This is a genomic window from Devosia sp. CAU 1758, assembly GCF_054482695.1.
The window spans coordinates 20823-40793 of the sequence record NZ_JBTLRJ010000004.1 but is presented as its reverse complement, the minus strand read 5'-3'; the positions used below and the strand labels follow the sequence as shown (position 1 = coordinate 40793).

Sequence of the window (19971 nt, the reverse complement as noted above, 5' to 3'; positions counted from 1 at the left end):
ATAGCCCCATCGCCGTTGGCAGGTGCCGGCAAAACGCCAAAGACTTATCCCTGACCCCAAAACCTCACCCATACTGCCACCCATCTCCCCCGTTTATGGGCGGACTGCAGCGAACAGTTGCGGGGTGAGACAGAAGGGCAATGGACAGTCGCTTGTCGGCCGGGGCCTTGGTGCTGGGCATGAGGTGCCGGCAGGAGGAGCGCCTGCGCGGCTCGGCGCGCGGCCTCTTGACGAATCCAGCGGCTGGGATACTGCCAGCAGGTCTTTACGGGAGAATTCGCCGCCATGCGCCAGGCTCTTGTCGCGCTCTTGTCGTCGCGTCGCTGGGAAGCGACGATCATCGGCATCATCATCGTCAATTCCATCATCCTGGGCCTAGAGACTGATGAAGGCATTGTCGCGGCCTATGGCCCGGTGCTGCACGTGATCGATGCGGTGATCCTGGGGATTTTCGTGGTCGAGATTGCATTGCGCATCTTTGCCCATGGGCCGCGCTTCTTCCGCGATCCATGGAGCCTCTTTGATTTTGCCGTGGTGGCAATTGCGCTGGTGCCCGCTGCCGGGCCGTTCCAGGTGTTGCGGGCACTGCGCATCCTGCGCGTCTTGCGGCTGATTTCGGTCATGCCGGCGCTGCGACGCGTGGTGGGCGGACTGATCGCAGCCCTGCCGGGCATGAGTTCGATCCTGGTGCTGATGGGCATGCTGTTCTATGTGGCCGCCGTCATGGCGACCAATCTGTTCGGCGACAGTTTTCCCGATTGGTTCGGATCGCTGGGTGCCTCGCTCTATACCCTGTTTCAGGTGATGACGCTGGAAAGTTGGTCCATGGGTATCGTGCGTCCGGTGATGGCGGCCTATCCTTATGCCTGGGTTTTCTTCGTTCCCTTCATCCTGCTCTCGACCTATGCGGTGCTGAACCTGTTTATCGGTGTCATCGTCTCGGCCATGCAGGGCGAGGCCGATGCCGAGGCACATGCGGAGCGGCAGTCGCTGCATGATGATACGGCCAGCATCCTCGTCGAACTCAAGGCGCTGCGGGCCGAAGTGGCGGCGCTGCGGGGGGATCGGATCGACCGATGATCAACGATCGGTGCGACCCGGATCGAGCGCGGCGATCAGCCGGGCAAGCAGCGAAAAGAATTGCGCCCGCTCGGCCGCGGAAAATGGTGCGAGCGCTTTGGCATTGATCGCGGCCACCGCCTTTTCGATCTCCGGAAGCCGGGTTCGGGCCAGCGGGGTCAGTGCTACCAGCATGCTGCGGCCATCCTCGGGATTGGGCATGCGCACAACAAGTCCGTCGCGCTCCATGCGATTGAGCGTGGCGGTCATGGTCGGCTGTTCGACCCCCGCCCGCTCCGCCAGCGTCTTTTGCGGCAGGGCGTCCGTCATTTCGAGGGCAAGCAGAACCGGCATATGGGCCGGCGAGAGACCGAGCGGCGTCAGGTGCAGCTCCAGTTCCCGCACCAGCAGTCGTCCCGCCAGATTGGTCATGTAGCCGGCAGAGGTTTCGCGGAGCAGCGGCATTTACATAGTAGACTCAGTAATTATATAGTGTGCTAATGATATCATCCTGTTCCATTCAGTCCAAGCGAGGCATTCGATGTCCCTCAAAAGCTCCTCGGATCGTTATGGCGCCATAGCAGTCTCGACTCACTGGGTTTCGGCGCTGGCCGTCATCCTGATGCTGGCCAGCGGGCAGGCGATGGACTGGAATGGTGATCTGGCCGGTGCCGTGCTGCCGGTCCATGTCTCCCTGGGCATGCTGGTCGGCGTCCTCACCCTATTCCGAATCCTGTGGTGGCTGGTCTTCGATCGCCAGCCGCAGCCCGTCTCCGGGATCGGCAGGGGGCAGGAATTGCTGGCGAGGGCCGTGCATCTGGGGCTCTATGGCGCCATAGCAATCATGGTTGCCTCAGGCATTGCCATGCTGGCGTTGACCGGAGCCTTGCCACAGATTTTCGGTGGCGGCACGCTGCCCGAATTCGACGTTGTCGCGCCCTTTATGGCGCATAGTCTCGTCAGCAAGCTGCTGCTCGTACTGGTCCTGGGCCATATCGGCGCCGCGCTCTGGCACCATTTCGTGCGACGGGATGGGCTCATAGGCCGGATGAGCGGTTAAACTAATTCACCCGCGGCGCCGGCATGTCCTGACCGTTCTGGTGCAGAATGAGGCCCATTGCGGTGCCGTCTTCCACCGTGAAACTGATCTGCGCATCGACGACGCGGAAGAAGAATTCGGTCTCGCTCTCTGGGAAGATCTCGAACTGTTGCTGTCCGGTCAGTTGCGCGAACAGCTTTCCATCCTCAGTCGTTACGGTGATGGCGATGCCCGGCGCCAGTTCATAGGTGCCCGCATAGGTCTTAAGGATGGCCGGATCGATGTCGACCACTTCGCGCGGCACCGGCTGGGTGCGCAGCGGCAGGGCGGGGTCCAGCAGGTGCATGCCGATATCCTCGATACCGGCTTCGGTCACCATGTTGGACAGGACCACGACGCCATTGCCGCTATTGCGCTCATAACCCGCAAAGCTGCGGAAACCGGCGGTGATGCCATTGTGCCAGATGATTTCACCGGCGCCGGTATTGGTGATGAACCAGCCCAGGCCGATGGATTCGCTACCACCGATTGGCCGTGTGCGCGCCAGCATAGTGTCAAAGGCTGGGGCCAGGGGTGTCTCCACCGCGCCGCTGGCGGCGGCAATGAATTTGGCGAGGTCGGATGTGGTGGTCAGCAATCCGCCCACCGGCGCGAAAGTTTCGAAATCCCAGTGGCCGACCGGCGAGCCTGAGGCGTCGTGGCCGATGGCCATGTCCGGGGTTTGCGTTCCGGTCATGGCCAGCGAGGTCTCGGTCATCCGCAGCGGCGCCAGGATTTCGGCTTCAAGCAGTTCCGCATAGGACCGGCCGCTGACCTGTTCAATGGCCTGGGCCAGGAGTGCGATACCGGCATTGGAATATTCGAACTGTTCGCCAATGGGTCGGGTCAGTTCGTAGTCAGCCAGCCAATCAAACAGTTCGTCACTGCCATAGCCCGAATAGGGGTTGTCGAGCCCACGCGCCAGCATGTCCTCGGGCAGGGCCGGCAGGGCGGAGCTATGGGTGGCGAGGTCAAAGGCAGTGATGGGCCGGCCATCAAATTCGGGCAGGACGGCGCCAGGGGCAAGGTAATCGGTCAGCGGCGCATCGAGGTCTAGCTGCCCGTCATTGACCAGTCTGGCCAGAAGCAGGCTGGTGAAGACCTTCGAGATCGAGCCGGCCTCGAACACGGTGTGTTCGTCGACCGGCCTGTCATCGTCACGCCCGAACGTGCCGTGGGAGACGAAGCGCACTTCGCCCCCTTCGATCACCGCCACGGCCATGCCGATATTGGCCTGATCGCGGTCGATGCGGTCGGCCAGGATCTTGGCTATGGCGGCATTGCCGGGCATTGCCGCCTCCTGCGCCAGGGCGGGTGCGGCCAGCATCAGGGCGGCACCGACTGCTGTGGCAAGAGCGAGTTTCATGGAGACCTCCGGCATTGTGCGTCCGGGCACAACGCAGCAGCCCGCGAATGGCTCAGCTCTTTTTGGCCAATTCCATAGAGTCCAGGATCACCCTGCGGGCCTCATCAAGCCCGCCGATGCGGTCGATGCGGGCCCATTTGCCAGGCTCGAGGTCCTTGTAGTGGGTGAAGAAATGCTTGACCCGCTCAAGCTGGATTTCGGGCATGTCGCCAATATCCTGGATATTGTCATACATGCGGGTGAGCTTGGAAATCGGCACGGCGATGATCTTTTCGTCCTGGCCGCCATCATCTTCCATGAACAGAACGCCGACCGGCCGGCTGCGCACCACGGCGCCGGGCACCAGCGGCCGCGAGTTCATGACGATGACGTCGAGCGGGTCGCCATCGCCACACAGTGTATGGGGCACGAAGCCGTAGTTTCCGGGATAGCGCATCGGCGTATAGAGGAATCGATCAACGAACAGCGCACCTGAATCCTTGTCGATCTCGTATTTGATCGGCTCGCCACCCAGCGGCACTTCGATGATGACGTTGAGTTCGTCGGGCGGGTTCTTGCCGGTGGGGATCGCGTCGATGTTCATGTTCGTTATTCGCCGTTCATGGAGGAGGTCCAGGAGTGCGGCGGTTCTGCCTTCAATGGCTCTCAAAGGCAAGGTCCAAAACTGCCGCAGCAGCCCTGCTTATTTAACGATCAGCACGGGAATACTGGCGCGGGCCAGCACTTCGGCGGCCTGGCTGCCGAGCAGAAGCCGGCCAAGGCCGCGCCGGCCATGGGACCCCATGACGATGAGGTCCGAGGATTTCCCGGCGGCCGTTTCAAGGATGCCATCGGCGGGACGTTGGCGCGGCAGGTGCAGGATTTCGGCGGTTATCCCGGCCTCCTGAGCCTGATGGCGGGCGGCAGCGAGCAGATCGGCGGCTTCGGCGGCATAGGCTTCTTCAAGCCGCGCGACGATGGGACCGGCATCAATCGTGCCGAAGCCGCCCGAGCCGATGCCGGTGCTGACAGGGTCGGTGGCGGTCAGGATGGTGACATTGGCGCCGTTGAGCCTGGTCAACGCCAGTCCGGCTTCTAACGCCTTGTTGCCCAGGTCCGAGCCATCGATGGCAATCAGCAGGTTCTTGTACATTGCTTGCTCTCCTTGCGGGGGCAGTATGGTGCGGTCATCATGGCGGCATATTGATCTGGATCATGCCGGGTCATGATGGCGGGGAGATTAGTCCAATGCGCGCGAATGTCTTGATCAAAACGGCCGGCCTGTTGGGCGTGACCGCACTGCTTTTGGCGCCGGCCATGGCCCAGTCCGGCTTTACCAGCGCCTATACCGATCTTGATCTTGGCAGTGATTGCCTGGTGCTCGAGGCCGATGATTTCGGCGCCTCCTGGTCCTGCCCGGGGTACAAGGGCTATCCGCTGATGGTGCAAGAGGGGGATTTGCGGTTTTCGTTGAGTTATGGCTTTGACGCCGACGAGAGCAGCGCCGGCTTCCAGACCCTGCCGCCGTTCAATGAGTTGGGCGACACGCTCGAATGGCGGCTGTCCAATGCGCTTGGGCGCTGGTTCCCCATTGCCACCATCGTGCGCTATCACACCGCGCATCCGGAAACGGGCGAGAATTTCGGGCAGGTGCTGGTGGTGACCCAGATTGCCGAGGGCAATAGCTGCCACATCGCCTATGTCGATGCGCGCGCCAATGCCGATGCCAATGAACTGGCGCGGGAGGCGGCCGACCGGGCGGGGGATTTCGACTGCATGACTGACGAGGTCGAGATCATCGGGGCTTTTGAAGCCTACTGATCCTCGGCTTCAGCGTCGGCCTCGGTTTCTTCGGCGCGGCCGCGGATCTGGTTACGCAGGATGGTGCGGTCGCGACTCGAGACGCCGATCAACTCGGCAATGCGCCAGACCATGTTGTCTTCCAGCTCGTGATTCTGCCGGTCGGCAAAGACCACGGTCCACATCATGCGGATGATTTCGATGCGGTCGCCCATGTCGAGCTGGGTCAGGCCAGAGGTGAACTTGTAGAAATCCACCGCCTCGGCATCGTGCCGCGCCGCCTCGCGGATGAGTCGGTCGACGCTTTGTTCATCGAGATCATAGTGATCCATCAGCGCGCCGCGAATGGCCTTGCGCTCGGCTTTGTCCATGGAGCCATCGACGGCGGCCAGATGGACCAGAAGGGCGGCCACAGCCAGCTTGGGGTCATGCAGGTCCGCCGGCGCCTCGGGTTTTGAGAACAAGCGGGTCAGGGCCTCGAACATGGCGGTCAGCCTCTCTCGGGGTCGATGGACGTGGTTGGATGCGTGCCGGGAGGCAGGCAGGTCGAGACTAGCCATAAGCGCGTTTGGCTCAATCGACTTTTGCCGGGCTCACGCGGTCTTGAGCGGCGTGATGCAGCCCGGTCACACCGGGCAATGCAGAAGGGACTCGACTCACGAGAGATTCGGAGTCTAAATGTTCCCTCTTTGTTCACTTACACGGTCGCCCCATGCAGACCCAAAATCATCAACAGCGCCTTGCCGCGCTGCGGGATGTCATTGCCGAAATCGAGCGCAAGCCGGCGCTGGCGGAGATGCAGGCCCGCTCCTTCAACGTTGAGGAAGGGGCGTTTCCGCGCCTGCCTGGCGGGCTCCTGCAGGAGGTGTTTACAGATGCGGTCCGCAATGGCGGCGCCAGCCTGGGCTTTGCACTGGCACAGGCAAAAACCCTCCTGAGCCACAGGCGCATGGCCGTGCTCTATCTGCAGCTTGCCACCGATGCGCAGTTCTTTGGCCTACCCTATGGGCCGGGGCTTTCATCCTTCGGACTGGACCCGGCACGCCTTGTCATCGTCCGCGCCGCAGATATGCGCGATCTGCTCTGGGTGGCCGAGGAATCCCTGGCTTGCCAGGCCGTTGCCGGCATCATTGCCGATATCGGTGGTGATCCCGAACCGCTTGATTTTACCGTCAGCCGGCGGCTCAGCATGCGCGCGGTCGAAAGCGGTACGTCCCTGTTTCTGCTGCGCTATGGCCAGAAAAGGGAAGCAAGCGCGGCCCATTTGCGCTGGCACCTCCTGCCGCAACGGTCCGGGCGAAGACTGTTTGACGAGCGTGCTCCTGGAATGGCCCGCTGGGGGGTCAAACTCGAAAAGGGCAATGCCGGCCAGCGCAATGTCGAATGGATCCTGGAATGGACAGAAAATGGTTTCAAGGCACTCCCCAACGGGTCTGGCCACACGCGCCAGCCTCATCCCGGAACGTCGGTTCCTATGCCTGTTCCTGCCCTATTGGCCGACCGAATATCTCAAACGGCGTGATCCCGACCTCAAACCGCCGCTGGTTCTTTATGAAAAGATCAAGGGCGGGTTGCGGCTGGCGGCGCTCGACCGCGAGGCCAGCAGAGAGGGATTGCGCATCGGTCAGGCGCTTGCCGATGCGCGGGCCATGCTGCCCGGCCTCACCATTATCGAGCAGGATATAGGGATGCTGGTGTCGGCCTTTGCCGATTTTGCCGACTGGCATTCCAATGTCAGTCCGCTGGTGGCGGTGATGCAGGACATGGCGCCGTTCGGCGACCTCGTTCTCGACATCAGGGGGGTTGCCCATCTCTTCGGTGGGGAGGCCGAGATGCTGCGCATGGTCCTCAATCGGTTGCGCGGCCTAGGCTATACAGTTTCAGGCGCCATCGCCTCGACCATCGGCGCGGCCTGGGCCATTAGTCACTTTGCCCGCAGCCGGATCGTCGCCTCCGATCAGCTTGTCGATGTGCTCGATGCCCTCCCGGTTGCCGCGCTCCGGCTTGACCAGACGCAGATGGACCTATTGGCACAGATGGGTCTTAAAACCCTCGGTGAATTGCGGATGCGACCCCGAAAGCCCTTGCTGGCCCGGTTTGGTGCCTCGCTCATCCTGCGGCTCGACCAGGCCTATGGCCATATTGAGGAGCGGATGACGCCGCGCGTGCCGCCCGTCGATCACTTCGTCGAGCGCAAGTTCTTCGAGCCGATTTCAACGCTCGATGACGTGCTGTTGACGGCGGAGGGACTAGCGGAAAACCTCTCGCAACTGCTCGAAAGCGAAGGCCTGGGCGCCCAGACTTTTCACCTTTTCCTCTACCGCGTCGACCACAAGGTTATGACGCTCTCGCTCAATGCTGCACGGCTGACGCGCGACCCTAGACACATTGCCGATCTTTTCCGCCACCGCGCCCAGAGGCTGGAAGAAGAAAACTACGATCCGGGCTTCGGCATAGACATGGTACGGCTGGCGGCAAGTTCGCTCGACAGGCTCGAAGCCTCCCAATTGAGTAGTTTCACAATTGAGACCGGTGCCAGCGATCTCGACCAGCTAACTGACCGGCTGACGAGCCGGCTGGGTGCGCTTAGCGTGCTCAAGACCGAACTGGTCGAGAGCCATATCCCGGAAAAGGCAGCCCGGCTCGTGCCTGCCGTGGCAGGGGTGACCATGCAGAGGCCTGTCGGGCCTGACCGAGACCGGCCCCTGCGCCTCCTGCCCCAGCCCGAACTCGTCGCCATCAATGCTGAAGTGCCCGACGGGCTGCCGGCCTCGATGATGTGGCGGCGGCAGCAATATCGGCTAGTCAAGGCTGCCGGACCCGAGCGGCTGAGCGCCGAATGGTGGCGCTCGGGCGAACGGCTCAAACTTGTGCCCCTGCCAAAACCCAAAAAACCCGAGCCGGGAGAAAAGCCCAGGCTGCCGCCCTATATCCCGGACCTGCCGCTCTTTGACCCGGTCACGGCTACACGGGATTATTACGTCGTCGAGGACCAGGCAGGACACCGTTTCTGGGTTTTTCGCCTGGGGCTTTATGGCGGCAAGATCCACCCCATCTGGTACCTGCATGGGTTTTTCTCATGAGCGTCGTCACACTCCAGCCCAGGAACGCCTCAAAATCCCGGCCTGAAGTCGAGAGGCCCGCCTTTGCCGAGCTGGTCACCACCAGCAATTTTTCCTTCCTGCGCAGCGGCTCGCATCCGGAAGAGCTGGTGGCCGGAGCCATGCATCTGGGGATGAGCGCGCTGGGGCTTTGCGACCGCAACAGCTTTGCTGGCGTGGTGCGCGGCTATGTCACCGCGCGCGACAATCCAGAGATCAATCCCGATTTCCGTTACCTTGTCGGCGTGCGGCTGTGCTTCAGCGATGGCACACCCGACATCGTCGCCTATCCCAGCAACCGGGTGGCCTATGGGCGGCTGTGCAAATTGCTCACTATCAGCAACAAGCGGGGCGAAAAGGGCAAGCCGGACCTGCGGTTCGACGATCTCTTCGGTTTCAGCGACAGGGCCTCTCTAGACGAGCAGGGTCCACGCGAAAATTTTGCCCAGGGGCAATTGTTCATCCTGATCCCCGAGGAGCGTGACTGGGGACTGACGGAAAAGACCCTGGAGCGCCTGGCCGGTGAAGCGCCCGGACGTCTCTGGGTTGCAGGCGTGGCGCGGCTCGACGGCAAGGACCGGGCGCGGCTCAATCGCGTCGATGCGGTGGCGCGGCGCCATGGCGCAAGGATGATTGCCAGCAATGACGTGGCTTATCATGAGCCGGATCGGCACATGGTGCTCGATGTGGTGACCTGCATCCGCGAGCATCTGACGCTAGAAAATGCCGGCTTCCTGCTTTCAGCCAATGGTGAGCGCCATCTCAAGCCGCCCGCGGAAATGGCCCGGCTGTTTTTCGAGCATCCGCAGGCTATTGCCGAAACACAGCATTTCATCGATCGGATCGAATTTTCACTCAGTCAGCTTGAATATAATTACCCCGAGGAAACCATCGGCAATGGGGAAACGGCTCAGCAGACGCTGGAGCGGCTGACCTGGGCCGGTGCAGGCAAACGGTTTCCCGGGGGGCTTCCCGACGGGATCGAAGACATCATCAGGGGTGAACTCAGGCTCATCGATGAGAAGGGTTATGCCGCCTATTTTCTCACCGTGCACGACATCGTGCAGTTTGCCCGTTACGAGAAAGGCATTCTCTGCCAGGGACGGGGCTCGGCTGCCAATTCCACTGTCTGCTATTGTCTTGAAATTACAGAGGTCGATCCTCGGAAAGCCAATCTGGTCTTTGGCCGCTTCATCTCCACCGAGCGCGACGAGCCGCCCGATATCGACGTGGATTTCGAGCATGAGCGGCGTGAGGAGGTGATGCAATATATCTATCAGAAGTATGGCGGCAAGCGCACCGGCCTGACCGCTAATGTCATTTCCTATCGCTCCAAGAGCGCCATTCGCGAAACTGCCAAGGTTTTTGGCGTGTCCGACGATATCATCAACGCCTTCAACCAGTTGCATTGGGGTTGGGGGTCAGGCGTGGATCTCAGAAGCGTCGGCAATATCGGGCTCAACCCGGATGACCCGGTGCTGGCGCAGATGTTCGAGGTCATCAAGGTCCTGCGCGGGTTTCCGCGCCATCTCAGCCAGCATGTGGGCGGCTTTGTCATCACGCGCGATAGCCTCGAGAGCCTCGTGCCGATCAGCAAGTCGGCCATGGACAGCCGGACCATCATCGAATGGAACAAGGATGACATCGACGCCCTGAAAATCCTCAAGGTCGATATCCTGGCCCTGGGCATGCTCACCTGCCTGCACCGGGCCTTCGAACTGATGGAGCAGCATTACGATCACAAGGTCACCCTCAGCGAGTTGCAGAACGAGGAGTTCAGGGACCCCGAAGCCGCCAGACCCGTTTATGAGATGACCCATCGGGCCGATACGATCGGGGTTTTCCAGATCGAGAGCCGGGCCCAAATGACCATGCTGCCCCGCCTCAAGCCCAAGGTCTTCTATGACCTGGTGATTGAGGTCGCCATCGTGAGACCGGGACCGATCCAGGGCAATATGGTCCATCCCTATCTGCGCCGGCGGCAGGAACTGGAGCCGGTTGATTACCCGAGCGAGGCTTTAAAAGCCGTTTTGCACCGTACGCTGGGCATTCCTCTGTTCCAGGAGCAGGCGATGCAGATCGCCATTGTTGGCGCCGGCTTCTCGCCCGGCAAGGCCGACCAGTTGCGCCGCGCTATGGCCGCCTGGCAGCGCACCGGCAAGCTGGCGCAGTTCGCCGACGATTTCATCGGCGGCATGATCAGCAATGGTTATAAGCCGGAATTCGCGCAGCAGAGCTTTGCCCAGATCCAGGGCTTTGCCGAATATGGCTTTCCGGAAAGCCATGCCGCCAGCTTTGCCCTGTTGGTCTATGCCTCGTGCTGGCTCAAATGTCATTATCCTGATGTCTTTGCCTGCGCGCTGCTCAATTCCCAGCCCATGGGCTTTTATGCCCCGAGCCAGCTGGTGCGGGACGCGACCGAGCATGGCGTCGAAATTCGACCGTCCGATATCAATTGCTCAGACTATGACAGCACGCTCGAGTCCGGTGGCTGGAACCCAAGAGAGCATGTATGGCCTCGCCATGCCGCCATGGGAAAAGACATCTGGACACAACGAGCATTGCGGCTGGGATTGCGGCAGGTCGGGGGGCTGGCCAGAAAGGATGGCGAGCGCATCGTGGCCCTGCGGGGTGAGGGATACATGTCCATCCGCGACCTGTGGCTCCGGACCGGCGTGCCTATCGCGAGCCTCGAAAAACTGGCGCGCGCGGATGCCTTTGCCTCGCTTGGGCTCAATCGCCGTGAGGCACTCTGGGCGGTCAAGGGATTGGTGGGCACGCATGGCGCCGAGACGCTGCCGCTTTTCGCCGCTTCCGAGCAACTGGCCGATGCCGCGCCCGAGGAGCCTGCGGGCCTGCCGCTGATGGCGCCGGGCGAGGAAGTGATCCACGATTATTCAACGCTCTCGCTGTCGCTCAAGGGTCATCCGGTCGAGTTCCTGCGGCCCATGCTGATGGCGCGGGGGACGACGCGGGCAGAAAGCCTCGTGCATGTCGCCAATGACGTGGTGGTCGAGGTGGCCGGGTTGGTGCTGGTGCGCCAGCGGCCCGGAACGGCCAGCGGGGTCATCTTCGCTACGCTCGAGGACGAGACCGGGGTGGCCAATATCGTGGTGTGGCCGAAGCTTTTCGAGGATGAGCGGCTGCGCAAGATCCTGCTCTCCAGCCGCATGCTGGCAGTGCGCGGCAAGGTACAGGCCGAACAGGGCGTAATCCATGTCATTGCCCAGGACATGGAGGACCTGACCCCGCATTTGCTCGACCTGGCCCATGGCAAGGATATCGGCGAGAAGATGATGGCGCGGGCCGACGAAGCGAAATCGGGGCCGCCCGGCAGCCAAAGCCGGGACCGCAATGCCATTCGCGAGATCGAGATGGCGCGCCGCCGCGCCTATGCCGCCTTGCCCGGGGGCCGCAATTTCCACTGAGCCTCAGGCCAGCAGCGCGTCGATCTTCCCGGCCAGGTCGACATCCTTCTGGCTCAACCCGCCTGCATCATGGGTGGACAGGCTGATCGATACCTTGTTGTAGACATTGGACCAATTGGGATGGTGCCCGGCCTTTTCGGCCAAAAGCGCCACCCGCGCCATAAAGCCGAAGGCCTCGGAAAAATCCTTGAAACGGATCTCCAGGCCAATGGCATCGCCCCCAGGATCATAGGTCCAGTCCCCCAACGAAGCCAAAGCTGTTTCGCGGCCCGCGGCCGACAGTTTTTCAACCATGACGTCCTCCATTTCACAAAAATCGAAAAGATCAACGTTCCCAAAGACCAAAGGCTGCGCCCCGGCAAATCCAGGCAAACCGGCACGGGATTAACCAGCCATTCAGCCTTTGCGGCAAATCGGAGCGCTCCGGCAGCGCCCGGGCAAGGGGTTGTTAAGGCCTAAAAGCGCCCAATGGCAGCACAATAAGGGATGTTCCGTGCTGACCTCGGCCAGAAAGACAATGCCAGCCCTGGACTATGTGTCCATTATCCGCTCGGTCTATGGCGACCGGCGGGCATTGCTGTTTGGGTGCCTGGCCAGCGCCGGCGTGGCTGCCATCTCGGCCTTCAAGGCGCAGGCGCCGATCCTCCTGGTCGTCGCCATCGCCATCCTGCTGGTCGGCTCCATACGCTTTGTCAACATGAAGGCCTTCTGGAAGGCCGGCATAGACGACGACGACGTCGAGGGCGCCGAGCGCTGGGAGAACCGCGCCCTGTTGGGCGGAGCCCTCGTGGCCTTCACTCATGGTGTCTGGTGCCTCGTCGCCATTCTGGTGGTGCGCGATCCATTTGCCGAGCTGGCCAGCTGCACGCTGACCATCGCCTCAACCGTGGGCATGGTGGCGCGCAATTTCGGCCTCGACCGGATGTTGACGATCCAGACTCTCTCGCTTTCGGTACCGCTCTGGGTCGCCATGTTCTTCCGCGGCGATTTCTACCACCAGATCCTGGCAGCCATGTTGATCGTTTTGCTGATCAGCTTCCGCAAGCTGGCCGGCGATGTCCGCGCGCTGCTGCTGTCGGCCGTGCATGGCCGAGCCGAAGTCACGCGTCTGGCCGCCGAGCTCGACATCGCCATCACCACGCTAGAGCATGGCCTGTGCATGCTTGACGAGAATGGCACGATCTCGCTCGCCAATGAGCGCGCGGTGCGCATCTTTGCGCTGCTCGACATCGACCGCCTGACCGGCCAGACCTTCAAAACGGTACTCGATGCGTTGGGCGATACCGGCCGCGTGCCGCGTGCGGCGGTGGCGCGACTGGACGAAATCATCATGCGCCGCGCCTCGGGCAAGGTGCTGATCTCCCTGGATACCGGCCGCTATTTCGAGGTGACCGTTAGCTCGCGGCAATTGCGCAGCGTCCTGCTGTTCGAGGACATTACCGAGCGCGTCAATGCCGAGGAGCGCATCAGCTTCATGGCCCGCCACGACACGCTGACCGGCCTGCCCAACCGCAGCCATTTCAGTGCATTGGCCATGGCCGAGCTCGAAGCGCGCAGCGCTGCGGGCGAGCCTTGCGCCCTGATGATCATCGACATCGACGAGTTCAAGCATGTCAATGACAGCTTCGGCCATGTGATCGGCGACGAAATGCTGCGCCAGGTGGCCTATCGGCTACGCGAAGCTTTGCCCGAGCATGCGATCCTGGCCCGGCTTGGTGGCGATGAATTCGTGGCGCTCTCCGCCTTCAGGAAGGGTGCCGCAAATCACCAGGCGGACGCCGAACGGGCGCTCGAGGCCTTCGATACCCCCTTCATGCTCAAGGGCGTCACCCTGCCGGTGCGGGTCAGCATCGGCCTGGCGCTGAGCCCCACCAGCAACGACGACCTGGAAGAGCTGATGACCAAGGCGGACCTGGCGCTCTATTCGGCCAAGTCGGACGGCAAGGGGCGCAGCCAAGTGTTCCACTCCCAGATGGACATCGACTATCACTACCGCCAGCGCCTCAAATCCGATCTGCGCGACGCGGTGGCCGATGGCGCCCTGACCCTAGCGTTCCAGCCACTGCTCGACATCCGAACCCGCCGCATCGTCAGCTGCGAGGCCCTGGCCCGCTGGACGCATCCCGAACTTGGCCCTATCCCGCCGGCGACCTTTATTCCGCTGGCCGAGGAAATGGGGCTGATTTCAAACATCACGGCCTGGGTGCTCGACAATGCGACGCGCGAATGCAGTCACTGGGCCGGATCTGTTGGGGTGGGCGTCAATGTCTCGGCGCGCGACTTCCGGGGCCTTGACCTGCGCGCTGTGGTCGATCGGGCGCTGGAACAGAGCGGTTTGCTGCCCGAGCGGCTCGAGATCGAGGTAACCGAAACGGCGGTGATCGAGGAGCGGGACCTCGCCAATAGCGTGCTCAAGGGCCTGGCCGATCGCGGCATCGCCATTGCGCTCGACGATTTCGGCACCGGCTATTCGTCGCTGAGCTATCTCAGCGCCCTGCCGTTCACCAAGCTGAAAATCGACCGGTCCTTCGTGGCCGACATTGCCCAGAACCCGCGGGCACTGCGGCTTTTGAACAATGTAGCGCGACTGGGCCGCGACCTGGACCTGGTGGTGGTGGCCGAGGGTGTCGAGACCGAAGACCAGCTCACTGTCATGCTGGAGCAGACCAAGGTGCAGCAGGTGCAGGGCTATTTCTTCAGTCGCCCGCTGCCGGCGCGCGACATTGCCGAGCTGATCTTCCGGCTGAACAACCAGCCTCTCTCCGCTCAGCTCCCAGCAAAACGCATAATTGGTTAACGCCGGTAAGGCTTTGTCCGTGAACGAAAATTTGTAAGCTATGCAAATTTCCGTAGGGAGACATGGCATTTTTCACAATGCGCCTATGGCTAATAAAGGATTAAGAACTGTCCTTACACATGGGGACAGTGTTCATGAGTGCGGCCACCCCTACGGCCAATAGTTCGCGATTTGCCACCACGTTGATCGATCTGCTCGATCATGTGCGATACCGGCGCGTACCCGATGGCGACCAGTTCGATCCGGTCTATCGCCTACGCTACGAGGCCTATCGGCGCGAGGATTTCATTCCCATCAACTCCCAGCAGGTGACGCGGGACGAGTTCGACGACCTGCCCAATTGCCATTGCTTCGGGGTCTATATCGACGGGCAATTGGTCAGTTCGCTGCGCTTCCATGTGGTCACCCAGGCCCAGCCCTGGTCGCCCTGCATGTCGGTCTGGCCCGATGTGCTGCAGCCGCTGCTCGATGGCGGCAAGAGCTTCATCGATCCGGGCCGATTCACTGCCGATTTCGAGGCCTCGCTGGCCTATCCAGCGCTGCCCTATCTGACCCTGCGCATCGCGGCCATGGCGTGCGAATATTTCCCGGTGCGCTTCTGCATGTCGGCAGTGCGGCCCGAGCATACCGCCTTCTACAAGCGTATTTTCGGCGCCAGCCCGCTGGGTGACGAGCGCACTTATGCCAATCTGGCCTTTCCGATGCAGCTCTATGCGGCTGAAGTCCCCGCGATCCGTGACCGCGTGGCTGATCGCTACCCGTTCTTCATGTCGACGCCGGGGGAGCGGCAGGCGCTGTTTGGAGGCGATGCGACTGCAACTGTGGCCATCGCGCCCTCAGCGCGCCAGGCGCAGCGGCTCGAATTGCTGACCAAGGCCGGCTGACAGGCGAAAGTTGAGTGGGAGAATGGTGCCGCTTAGGTGACTCGAACACCTGACCCCATCATTACGAATGATGTGCTCTACCAACTGAGCTAAAGCGGCGCCGAATGGGGCTGCGTCCCAAACGGATGGCGGGTCTTTTACTGGGCGTTTTCGGCCGATGCAAGGGGCAAAGGCGGTTCGGCCTGCGGTAGCGACGGGGGCGGCTGCATGTTGCCCGATGCCAGGGGCGCGGGTCGGGCATTGCTGGCGACTGGCACTTTCCATTCGAAGGCATCAAGACGCCCGGTGACCGGCGAGACCGGTTCCCACTCATCGCTGACAATGCCATCTGCAGTCCAGGCCGGATCGCGCGGCGCCCGCACGGCGCGGGAAAGCCATTCGCGGGCCTTGCCCTGGTCGCCGGTCTGGCCTTCCTCGATCTCGGCCATGAGGCTGGCGACGCCCTGGGTCGCATCGGCGTCGGCAAAGGGCAGCAGCGCTTCGCGGGCCCGGGGCCAGTCATAGGCATCGATGGCGGCGCGGGCCATGGCCATGCCGGCGGCTCGATGGGGCGGGGGCATTTCAATGATTTCGCCAAGACGTTTCAGGCGGTCCACCGCCGAGGCGCCGGGCTGGGAATGGGCGTAGAGCGCGGCGACGTCTGGATGGCCGGTGGCGCGCCAGATGCGCCGGAGCAGGCTCTGAGCCCGGCGGACTTCGCCCCGGTTGGAATAGATGCGGGCGGCGATGAGTGCGGCCGGGACGAAATCGGGCAGGAGCTTGAGCGCCGTCAGGGCGTGCTCAAGCGCGCCATTGGGCTGGCGGGTCTCGCTCTCCCGGGCGCGCGCGGTTTCAATGATGGCCTGCCGGCGGCGTTTCCTGGCCTTTTCCTCGCGGGATGAAGCGGGCTCGGCATTGACCATGGCCACGGCCTCGGCCCATTGGCCACGCCGCGCCAGATCATCGAAAACGGCCTGGCCGGCCCAGGTGGTGTCGGGCGAGAGCGTCAGGGTCTTGCGGGCAAAGGTCAGCGCCGCATCGGGACGGTTTTGGGCGCGAGCCTGATCATAAAGCCCAGTCAGAGCGGCCACTGCAGTCCTTTCGCTGGCGATCAGGGCGCGATAATGCTCCCGCGCCGCCGGCATGTCGCCCAGTGCCAGATCGGCGCGGGCTTCGAGGAGCTTGGCGGCGCCATTGTCGGGCAGGCGCGCCTGGGCTTCACGGGCCATGATGCGGGCCCGGGCCGGATCGCCTGATTGCAGCGCAATAACCGCATCGGAGAGTGCCTCGACACCCTGTTCCCGCCTGCGGGCGGCGCGACGACGGGCCATGGACCGGGGGGCGCCGACTATTCGGCGGATGACGGCCCAGCCGAGAATGATCAGGGCGGCGGCGACCAGGAGGATGACGACGGCCGTGCCCAGGCGCGGCTGCATGCGGTAGCCGGCCACGTCCAGTGTTAGCGTACCGGGCAGGGCCATGACCCAGGCGGTAATGCCGGCGACGACTAAGCTGCCGATGATCCAGGAGGCGAGGCGGATCATGCGCCATTCTCCCCGGCAAGCACCTCAGTCCGCAGTTGCGTCAGGAACGCCTCCGCGGCAGCAAGGCTCGCTATGTCATCGGCCACGGTGCCGGCGGCAGAGCGCATGGGTTCGGGCAGGGCGGAAAGCTCGGTCTCGGCGGCGAGGAAGTCTCTCCGCGCCACTGCCGCCTCGAGCCGGGCAATGCCCGCATCGGGGCCATCGCCCTCGATATTGCCGGCTGGGCGCATGGCAATCAGACCGCGGAACCAGTCGGCGGCGGTATCCTGCCAGCTGGCATCGGCGTTGGCCGGGCGTCCGGCGAGCATGTCGGGTAGGGCGGTGTCGAGGCGGCGCTGAACGGCTTCTGGCTGCGGCAGGCCGGTGGCCGCGCGCCCAGCCAGGGTTTCGGGCACCAGCGTTTCGGGCAAGGCCCGGCGCAAGGCGGCCAGTTCAGTCTCGAAGGGCCGGCCAGTGGCAATGGCGCTTTCGAGCCCTGACAATATTAGCGGCAGGCGGATAATGGCCGCCTCACTGCCGGCGTCTTGATCGGCGCTGGCGGACAGGGCGACGATCTGCTGCTGAACCTGAGCGAGCCGGGCGCTCGTGTCGGTCGTTTCGGCCTCCAAATTGTCCAGCGTGACCTGGATGGCCGCCAAGACTCCGGCAGTCGCCTCGGTATCCGAGCCGTCGCTCGAAGTGGCGGAGAGTTCATCGACGCGTGCCGAGAGGGCTGCCAGACTTTCGGCCAGGGCCGGGTCGGCCCCCGCCGGTGCGGCGGCGGCCAAAGCGTTTTCCAATTCGCCCACACGGCTGGTCAGGGTCGAAAGCTCGTCCTGGACGGTTCCGGTCACGGTCTCCAGTTCGGGGATGGCGGTGGCAAATTGCGATAGGCGCGGATCGGCCGGGGCCGGGGCCTGGGCCGGCGTGGGCCAGAGGCCGAACCAGGCCAGTCCATAGGCAGTGCCAAGGCCGATCGCCCCGCCCAGTATGCCGGCGAGCCATGCTCTCCCGCCACCGCCCTCCGGGTCATCGGCATGGGGTCTGGGGGGTGATGGTGTCGTCGCAGGCTTGTCAGGTCTGGTCGCGGCTGGCTTGTCCGTACCAGCCTGTTCGGCCGGCTTTGCAGAAGAGGCCGCAGGCCGCGCCGCGCCTTCGAGCACGGGGGGCCGCACCGGGCCGGTCTTGCCGGACGGCGCGTCGGGCGATTTTGGATCGGTTGCTGGTATATCCTTGCCGGTCTGTTCAGCCATGGCCATTCCTTTTCAATATTCCGATCATGACCCAGTTTGCTCGCGGGCAAAAGCCAGGGTCAGGGCCAGCATCGCCTCTTCGCTCGGATGGTCGGCAAGCAGCACCCGGCTGAAATGGTGATCGAGCAGGGGCGCCGCCACGTTTTCCGACAGGCAGATGACCGGCAGGTTACGGCGGATGTCCGGCGCCAGCACATTGGCGACAAGGTCGCAGAAGATCTCGGCGGTCCGCCGCGAATAGAAGAGGACGGCGCCGAACTGCCCGGAGGCGAGGCCCGCAGAAGTTTCGGTGGCGAGGGTTGTTTCGGCCACCATTTCATAGACCGGGACGGTCACCACCATGAGACCGTGCGGAGCCAGGGCATGGGCCAGATCGCCGCTCAGATGCTTGCCCGCGGGATAGAAGACTGGCCCGTCCAGCCGCGCCAGTGCAATGGCGGTGGCCAGCGATTCCAGCGTTCCTTCGGCTGCTGAAACATGGCGGAAGCCAAGCTGGCGCGCTTCATGGGCGGTTCGGTCGCCGACCGCAATGGTGGGCTTGTCCAGCAGCGGGGCGAGGGAGGCGGTTTCGGCCAGGGCGCGCAGGGCATTGGTGCTGGTCACGGCCAATGCGGCAAAGCCCTGGGGTGGCGGCAGGTGGGCATGAAGGTTCTGCCGGGTCATCAGCGGGGCGATGTCAGCAACGATATCGAGGGCCGCAAGCCGCTCCTGAGTGGCCTGTGCGTCCGGCTCGGGGCGGGTGATCAGCATGCGCATCAGCGGCTCCACTTTCCGAGGAAATCGGGGCCTGCCTGAGCCAGCAAGGCTTTGCCGACGGTTTCGCCCAGCGCCATGGCGTCACTGCCGCTGGCATGAGCCTCAAAGCTGGTCTGGCCGTCAAGGCTCAGAATCTCGCCCTTGAGCGTCAACAGGCCGCCTTCAATGCCGCTGAGGGCGCCGACGGGAGTGCGGCAGGAGCCATCGAGCACGGCCAGCATGGTCCGTTCGGCGCTGATGGCGGCGTGGGTCGGAGCATGGTCGAGCGGGGCGACGATGTCGGCCAACCGGTTATCATCCGTGCGGATGGCCAGGCCAATAGCGCCCTGGGCCGGGGCGGGCATAAACTGGACGGGATCGAGAATGGCGGTGGCGCGGTGGCCCTCGTCGAGCCGGTTGAGGCCGGCCATGGCCAGAAGGGTCGCGTCGGCAACGCCATCGAGCAGCTTTTGCAGGCGCGTATGGACATTGCCGCGGAAGGGCACGATGCGCAGATCGGGCCGCAAACGCAGGGCCTGGGCGGCGCGGCGGATGGAGGAAGTGCCGAAGCGGGCCCCCTCGGGCAGGTTGTCGATGCCCTTGACCGCGACCGAGATGAAGGCGTCGCGCACGTCCTCGCGTTCGAGAAAGGCCGCAAGAGTAATGCCGGGCGGCAGGCCCGTGGCGACATCCTTGCTAGAATGCACGCCGATATCGATGCGGCCGGACAGCAGCGCCTCGTCGATTTCCTTGGTGAAGACGCCTTTGCCGCCAATATCGGAAAGGGTGGTGTTCTCGGCCTGGCTGCGGTCGCCGCCGGTCGAGAAGACCTCGATCTCGATCCGGTCCTCAACCACGCCATGGGCCTTTGCCAGCAATTCGCGCACCAGTCTGGCCTGGGCCAGCGCCAGCGGGCTGCCGCGTGTTCCGATCCGGGCGAAGGGGGTGGGCGATTGCATTGGCTAGGGGTCCTATAGTAGGCGATAGGC

18 protein-coding genes and 1 tRNA gene are annotated in these 19971 nt (G+C 63.2%); 8 read left to right on the top strand and 11 right to left on the bottom strand.

Translation table 11 applies throughout. From position 1 onward, the window contains the following. Positions 1-285 precede the first annotated feature (285 nt). Complete coding sequence (locus tag ACXYMS_RS13585) at positions 286-1080, top strand: ion transporter (RefSeq protein ID WP_458907096.1); 795 nt, start codon at positions 286-288, stop codon at positions 1078-1080. Here ACXYMS_RS13585 and ACXYMS_RS13580 read toward each other — a convergent pair whose 3' ends face one another. Continuing rightward, complete coding sequence (locus tag ACXYMS_RS13580; RefSeq protein ID WP_458907094.1) at positions 1081-1524, bottom strand: MarR family winged helix-turn-helix transcriptional regulator; 444 nt, start codon at positions 1522-1524, stop codon at positions 1081-1083. 76 nt (positions 1525-1600) lie between these two features. Between ACXYMS_RS13580 and ACXYMS_RS13575 the strand changes: the two genes are divergently transcribed. Beyond that, complete coding sequence (locus ACXYMS_RS13575) at positions 1601-2119, top strand: cytochrome b (RefSeq protein WP_458907092.1); 519 nt, start codon at positions 1601-1603, stop codon at positions 2117-2119. A gap of 1 nt (position 2120) precedes the next feature. Here the strand turns inward: ACXYMS_RS13575 and ACXYMS_RS13570 are convergent, their stop codons facing one another. The 3 genes from ACXYMS_RS13570 to ACXYMS_RS13560 form a co-directional block, all read right to left on the bottom strand. Continuing rightward, the gene (locus ACXYMS_RS13570; protein WP_458907091.1) at positions 2121-3503 is read right to left on the bottom strand and encodes a serine hydrolase; all 1383 of its coding nucleotides are present in this window, start codon (positions 3501-3503) and stop codon (positions 2121-2123) included. 52 nt (positions 3504-3555) lie between these two features. After that, entirely contained in the window at positions 3556-4086 is a 531-nt protein-coding gene (gene ppa, locus ACXYMS_RS13565; protein WP_458907089.1) for an inorganic diphosphatase, read from the bottom strand. 99 nt (positions 4087-4185) lie between these two features. Then, positions 4186-4635, bottom strand: coding sequence for a universal stress protein (locus ACXYMS_RS13560; protein WP_458907087.1), 450 nt, complete (start codon positions 4633-4635; stop codon positions 4186-4188). 95 nt (positions 4636-4730) lie between these two features. On the opposite strand from ACXYMS_RS13560, the gene ACXYMS_RS13555 reads away from it, so the two are divergent. Beyond that, entirely contained in the window at positions 4731-5303 is a 573-nt protein-coding gene (locus ACXYMS_RS13555; protein WP_458907086.1) for a hypothetical protein, read from the top strand. Here the strand turns inward: ACXYMS_RS13555 and ACXYMS_RS13550 are convergent. Beyond that, positions 5297-5767: a tellurite resistance TerB family protein gene (locus ACXYMS_RS13550; RefSeq protein WP_458907084.1), complete on the bottom strand. Its 471-nt coding sequence runs from the start codon at positions 5765-5767 to the stop codon at positions 5297-5299. The genes ACXYMS_RS13555 and ACXYMS_RS13550 overlap by 7 nt on opposite strands. A gap of 227 nt (positions 5768-5994) precedes the next feature. Here ACXYMS_RS13550 and ACXYMS_RS13545 point away from each other — a divergent pair, with 227 nt between their 5' ends. The 3 genes from ACXYMS_RS13545 to ACXYMS_RS13535 are packed head-to-tail and all read left to right on the top strand — an operon-like array spanning position 5995 to position 11811. Further along, on the top strand, positions 5995-6804 hold the full coding sequence (locus ACXYMS_RS13545) for an ImuA family protein (protein WP_458907082.1): 810 nt from the start codon (positions 5995-5997) through the stop codon (positions 6802-6804). After that, entirely contained in the window at positions 6689-8365 is a 1677-nt protein-coding gene (locus tag ACXYMS_RS13540) for a Y-family DNA polymerase (protein WP_458907080.1), read from the top strand. The genes ACXYMS_RS13545 and ACXYMS_RS13540 overlap by 116 nt, the downstream gene beginning before the upstream one ends. After that, a complete protein-coding gene (locus ACXYMS_RS13535; protein ID WP_458907078.1) occupies positions 8362-11811 on the top strand; it encodes an error-prone DNA polymerase in 3450 nt (1149 codons plus the stop codon). The genes ACXYMS_RS13540 and ACXYMS_RS13535 overlap by 4 nt, the downstream gene beginning before the upstream one ends. A gap of 3 nt (positions 11812-11814) precedes the next feature. Here ACXYMS_RS13535 and ACXYMS_RS13530 read toward each other — a convergent pair whose 3' ends face one another. Then, positions 11815-12105, bottom strand: a complete 291-nt coding sequence (locus tag ACXYMS_RS13530; protein ID WP_458907076.1) for a 4a-hydroxytetrahydrobiopterin dehydratase — start codon at positions 12103-12105, stop codon at positions 11815-11817. A 223-nt stretch (positions 12106-12328) separates the two neighbouring features. Here ACXYMS_RS13530 and ACXYMS_RS13525 point away from each other — a divergent pair, with 223 nt between their 5' ends. Further along, on the top strand, positions 12329-14608 hold the full coding sequence (locus ACXYMS_RS13525; protein ID WP_458907075.1) for a putative bifunctional diguanylate cyclase/phosphodiesterase: 2280 nt from the start codon (positions 12329-12331) through the stop codon (positions 14606-14608). 134 nt (positions 14609-14742) lie between these two features. Further along, positions 14743-15492 (top strand): N-acyl amino acid synthase FeeM domain-containing protein, encoded by a 750-nt coding sequence (locus tag ACXYMS_RS13520; RefSeq protein ID WP_458907073.1) that lies wholly within the window; start codon positions 14743-14745, stop codon positions 15490-15492. A gap of 23 nt (positions 15493-15515) precedes the next feature. Here the strand turns inward: ACXYMS_RS13520 and ACXYMS_RS13515 are convergent. From ACXYMS_RS13515 to hemC, 5 genes are all read right to left on the bottom strand, one after another. Continuing rightward, a tRNA-Thr gene (locus ACXYMS_RS13515) sits at positions 15516-15591 on the bottom strand. A gap of 38 nt (positions 15592-15629) precedes the next feature. After that, a complete protein-coding gene (locus ACXYMS_RS13510) occupies positions 15630-17015 on the bottom strand; it encodes a heme biosynthesis HemY N-terminal domain-containing protein (protein ID WP_458907072.1) in 1386 nt (461 codons plus the stop codon). Further along, complete coding sequence (locus ACXYMS_RS13505; RefSeq protein ID WP_458907070.1) at positions 17012-18247, bottom strand: COG4223 family protein; 1236 nt, start codon at positions 18245-18247, stop codon at positions 17012-17014. Before ACXYMS_RS13505 ends, ACXYMS_RS13510 begins: the two co-directional genes overlap by 4 nt. Positions 18248-18271: 24 nt before the next feature. Beyond that, positions 18272-19003: a uroporphyrinogen-III synthase gene (locus ACXYMS_RS13500; RefSeq protein WP_458907068.1), complete on the bottom strand. Its 732-nt coding sequence runs from the start codon at positions 19001-19003 to the stop codon at positions 18272-18274. After that, entirely contained in the window at positions 19003-19941 is a 939-nt protein-coding gene (hemC, locus tag ACXYMS_RS13495) for a hydroxymethylbilane synthase (protein WP_458907066.1), read from the bottom strand. Before hemC ends, ACXYMS_RS13500 begins: the two co-directional genes overlap by 1 nt. Positions 19942-19971: the final 30 nt, after the last annotated feature.